Source organism: Mesorhizobium sp. M2A.F.Ca.ET.067.02.1.1 (assembly GCF_004023285.1).
Classification (GTDB): Bacteria; Pseudomonadota; Alphaproteobacteria; order Rhizobiales; family Rhizobiaceae; genus Mesorhizobium.
In genome coordinates this window covers 1-3,966 of record NZ_RZSB01000557.1, presented here as the reverse complement: position 1 = coordinate 3,966, position 3,966 = coordinate 1, and the positions used below count along the sequence as shown (strand labels likewise).

The following is a 3,966-nucleotide window of genomic DNA, read 5'->3' as shown; positions in this document are numbered from 1 at the left end:
GTCCGACGGCGACCATCACCACGCGCAGCTTGCGGCTGTCGGCGCCGGCGTCCAGCGCAAGCGGCTCGGCATGTTGCCGCGAGCGCATCAGCAACGGCACGGCAAGGGCGGCCATCACCAGCACCCACACCACCGCGCACAGGCCGGTGAAGAACCAGATCAGCCATGCGAGCTCGCTCGCCGCCGGACCTTTTGGGTCAAGCGCCGATTGCCAGCCTGCGCATCCCTGAAGAAACAGGGTGATTGCCGTGGCGAACGCAATCGAGGCGAGGCGTTTCACGGCGACTTCCCCAGCGTGGCGGCATCCGGCATGCGGTTTTCGGACGGATGCGCCATCATGTCGTCGTTGCGCGACGGCGCGGCGGAGGAGGGCGCGTTGCCGCTAAGCGAGCGAACGAAGGCCGCAAGCTCCCAGATCTGGTCGTCCGGGATCTTGTGGCGGAAGCTCGGCATGCCGTTCGGGCGACCGTCGCGGATCGTGGCATGGATGCTTTCCATCGAGCTGCCATAGATCCATTTTTCGTCCATCAGCGCGGGGCCCATGCCGCCGCCGCCATTGGCATGGCATCCCGAACAGTTGAACCAGCCGAACAGGCGCTTGCCTTCGCTGAGATGAAAGGCGTTGGCCTCGAAGCTCGCCGCCTTGTTGTCCGTGGGCGAGGGGCGCTGCCCGCCGGGTTCCAGCGTTGTAACCGGAGTCGGCTGTTCGCCGGAGCCGAGCGCCGATTGCGGGCGTGTGTCCCGTTCCTCGCGCTGGCAGGCAGCAAGGGCCAGCGACGCGAACAGGAGCAGCGCGACAACCGGTCTCATCGCACAGGGCTCCCGGAGGCATCGAGACGCGGCACTGCATATTGAACCAACAAGGCGTCTATCTCGGCCTTGTGCCTGGCGAGAGCGCTGTTCACATCGCCACGCAGCGCATCGTCCTCACGCCGAACGCCCATGGAGATATCGTAAATCATGGGCAGTTGCGGTCCGTCTATGCGCGGCGTGACCGGCGTGATGCGTAGCGGCACCCTCTGCTTCTGGGCGAAATAGCCGGCAAGCGGACCCCATACCACGGCGACGTCGATCTCGCCGCTCGCCACCGCGTCGACGATGCGCGCCGGCGGATTGGGAGCGGAGTAATCGCCATAGACGGGGTAGCCGATGAGATGCCCGACGATGCCGCGGCGGCCAAGCGCCTGGACAGGAGGCGAGTTGGCGCCGTCGTCGCCGATGAGCTGAACGCCGATGCGCAAGTCACGCAGCCGCGGGTCGTTGAAGGAGGTCACATCCGGGCTGTGCTGGCGGGTCACGAAGACATAGGACGACCGATAATAGGGCGTGGTGGTGCGCAGCATTTCGAGATTGGCAGGCGTGCCGGGCACGAGGTCGCACAGCCCCGCCTTCAGCGTGTTGCGCACGAAGCCGCGGCGCTGCGCCCACCAGGTGTAGGTCAGCTTGGCCCCGAGATCGTCGGCGATGATTTGCGCGATCCTGTTTTCGAAGCCCTGGCCGGCCGCGTTGGAAAAGGGCAGGTTGTTCGGGTCGGCGCAGACCCTGAGCTCACGAGCGCCGGCCGTCGCCGGCAAGAGCAGCAAGGCGAGCGCGGCGATGCCGAGCGCCATGCGCGTGAGCAGCTTCTGGGCCGCGCCGTGGATCAAGCCGAATGCATCAGGGCAGACGGAACACATAAAGCGTGCCTCCCGCCGTGGTCGCGTTCTTCAGGTCCTTCATCGCATTGACGAAACCGAGCGCGGCGGTGGCATCGCGCGGGTCGAGGTCGCCCGAAACGATGGCGCCGGCCCAGCCGCCGACGCCGGACAAAACGGCGACATATTGGTGGCCATCCGGGCCACGATAGGTGATGGGTTGGCCGATGATGCCGGACGAGGTCTTGAACTGCCAGAGCAGGTCGCCGGTCTTGGCGCTCACCGCCTTGAACCAGCCTTCCATCGTCCCATAGAAAACCACGTCGCCAGCGGTCACGACCGCACCGCTCCACACCGGGAAATTCTCCTTGAGGCTCCAGGCTGGTTTCTCGGCGGCGATATCCCAGGCGGTGAAGGCGCCGCGGTTGCCGCCCGGCCCGGGAATCATGCGCACGTTCATTCCGACATAAGGCGTGCCGGCGATGTAGTTCACCTCGACGCCTTCTTCGTCCATGCACAGATTGTTGTGCGGGATGTAGAGCAGGCCAGTCCTCGGCGAAAAGGCCGAAGGCTGCCAGTCCTTGAGGCCCGACGCGGTCGGACAGATGTCGCGGACGACCTTGCCGGTACCCGTCAGCTTGTCCGGATTTTCCATCAATCTGCCAGTCTTGAGATCGACGCCCTTGCTGGAATTGACGGGGCCATAAGGTTTTGCAGACAGGACCTCGCCGGTGGCGCGATCAAGCACGTAGAGATAGCCGTTGCGTTCCGGGCGGACCAGCACCTTGCGCGGCTTGCCCTGCCAGTTCATGTCGAGCAGGACCTGCTCATTGATGCCGTCATAATCGTGGAGATCGTGCGGGGTCCATTGATAGAACCATTTCGCCGCTCCGGTGTCGGGGTCGCGCGCGAAGATTCCCGATGTCCATTTGTTGTCGCCAGGCCGCAGGTCGGGATTCCACGGGCCGGGATTACCGGTGCCGTGGAAGATCAGGTTGAGGTCGGGATCGTAGGAAATCCAGCCCCACATGTTGCCGCCGCCGATCTTCCACGCCTCGGGCGGCCATGTCGTGACGCCGAGGTCCTTGCCCTTGTCCATGTCGTAATGCGGCTTGAAGTCCGGGCCGATCAGCACGTCCTTGTCGGGCCCGGTGTTGTAAGCCGTCCACACGACATGACCGTCGCCGGCGTCGAGCGCCTTGACCCAGCCGCGCACGCCCATCTCGCCGCCGGAATTGCCGACCAGCACTTTGCCTTTCACCACGAGCGGCGCCATGGTGATGGTCTCGCCGATATTGATGTTGCCGATATGGGCGTTCCAGATCGGCTGGCCGCTGTTCGCGTCGAGCGCGATGGTGTGGCCGTCCAGCGTGTTGAAGAAGACGCGCCCGTCCGCGAAGGCTGCGCCGCGGTTGACGACGTCGCAGCACGCGACCCCTTGCGCGGCCGGCTCGGGGTTGGGCTCGTATTTCCATTTTATCGGCGCGCCGGGCTTGGAGAGGTCGAGCGCGTAGACGATGTTCGGAAAGGGCGTGACGATATACATCGTGTTGCCGACGACCAGCGGCGCCGCTTCCTGGCCCTTGTTCACTCCGGTCGAGAAGGTGAAGGCGACCTGCAGGTTCTTGACGTTGCCTTCGTTGATTTCCGCGAGCTCGCTAAAGCGCGTCGAGGCGTAGTTCTTGGCCGGCATCGTCCATTGCCCGTCATCGGGCGGCGCGGCCGCGGCAGGCGGAGAAATCGCCGGTGCCGGCGGAGGCTGTGAAGCGGCCATCAGCGACGTAGCGCAGGCCAGCAGCAGGGTCGGAAAGATGCTTGGAGAATATCTTCGGAGTGCCGACGGGTAGCCGGCCAGTGAGGCGTGATCCCTGGATCGTGCTGGGTGCGCTTGCTTCATTTGGGCGTCGAACCTCCGACGCCGGAACCGATTTCCGCCGCGATGTCGGCCTCGTGGCCGGCACAAAGCGGATGCCCCCAGCCGGAGGCGCTTTTCCCGCCGGGATCGAGATCGTAGATGATGGCGTCCTTTCGGTTGGGATTGACGCCCGCCGGGACCTTGTCGAAGCCAAGGGCTGCGCGCACGCGCCAGGCGATATTGTGATCGGCGCAGGAGGAATCGCCACTGACACCGAGGCCGCCGACAATTGTTTTGCCGTCGTAAAGTGCCAGGCCCCCGCCAAACACGACGACGCCTCCGATCGGCTTGCCGATCAGCGGGTCACTGGCGCTGCCAAACGTCTTGGGGTCGCCTGCGTAAGCCGCTGCTTCGTTGACGGGGTTGGTCGCCTGCAGGCCGAACAGCGGCCCACCGGGCTGCACCCCGGCAAAGAGG

The 3,966-nt window shown here is 65.1% G+C and carries 4 protein-coding genes and 1 pseudogene; all 5 read right to left on the bottom strand.

The window, feature by feature from the left end; all coding sequences use genetic code 11:
• Positions 1-280, bottom strand: a pseudogene (locus EOA28_RS27450) (cytochrome c oxidase subunit II); the annotation flags it as partial.
• Positions 277-810 (bottom strand): c-type cytochrome, encoded by a 534-nt coding sequence (locus tag EOA28_RS27445; protein ID WP_127249214.1) that lies wholly within the window; start codon positions 808-810, stop codon positions 277-279. The gene EOA28_RS27445 and the pseudogene EOA28_RS27450, both read right to left, overlap by 4 nt.
• Positions 807-1,610, bottom strand: coding sequence for a substrate-binding domain-containing protein (locus EOA28_RS27440; RefSeq protein WP_245463446.1), 804 nt, complete (start codon positions 1,608-1,610; stop codon positions 807-809). The genes EOA28_RS27445 and EOA28_RS27440 overlap by 4 nt, the downstream gene beginning before the upstream one ends.
• Before the next feature lie 46 nt (positions 1,611-1,656).
• Entirely contained in the window at positions 1,657-3,531 is a 1,875-nt protein-coding gene (locus EOA28_RS27435) for a methanol/ethanol family PQQ-dependent dehydrogenase (RefSeq protein ID WP_127249216.1), read from the bottom strand.
• A partial coding sequence (locus tag EOA28_RS27430) for a heme-binding protein (protein ID WP_189342205.1) occupies positions 3,528-3,966 on the bottom strand: 439 nt, incomplete at its 5' end. The genes EOA28_RS27435 and EOA28_RS27430, both read right to left, overlap by 4 nt.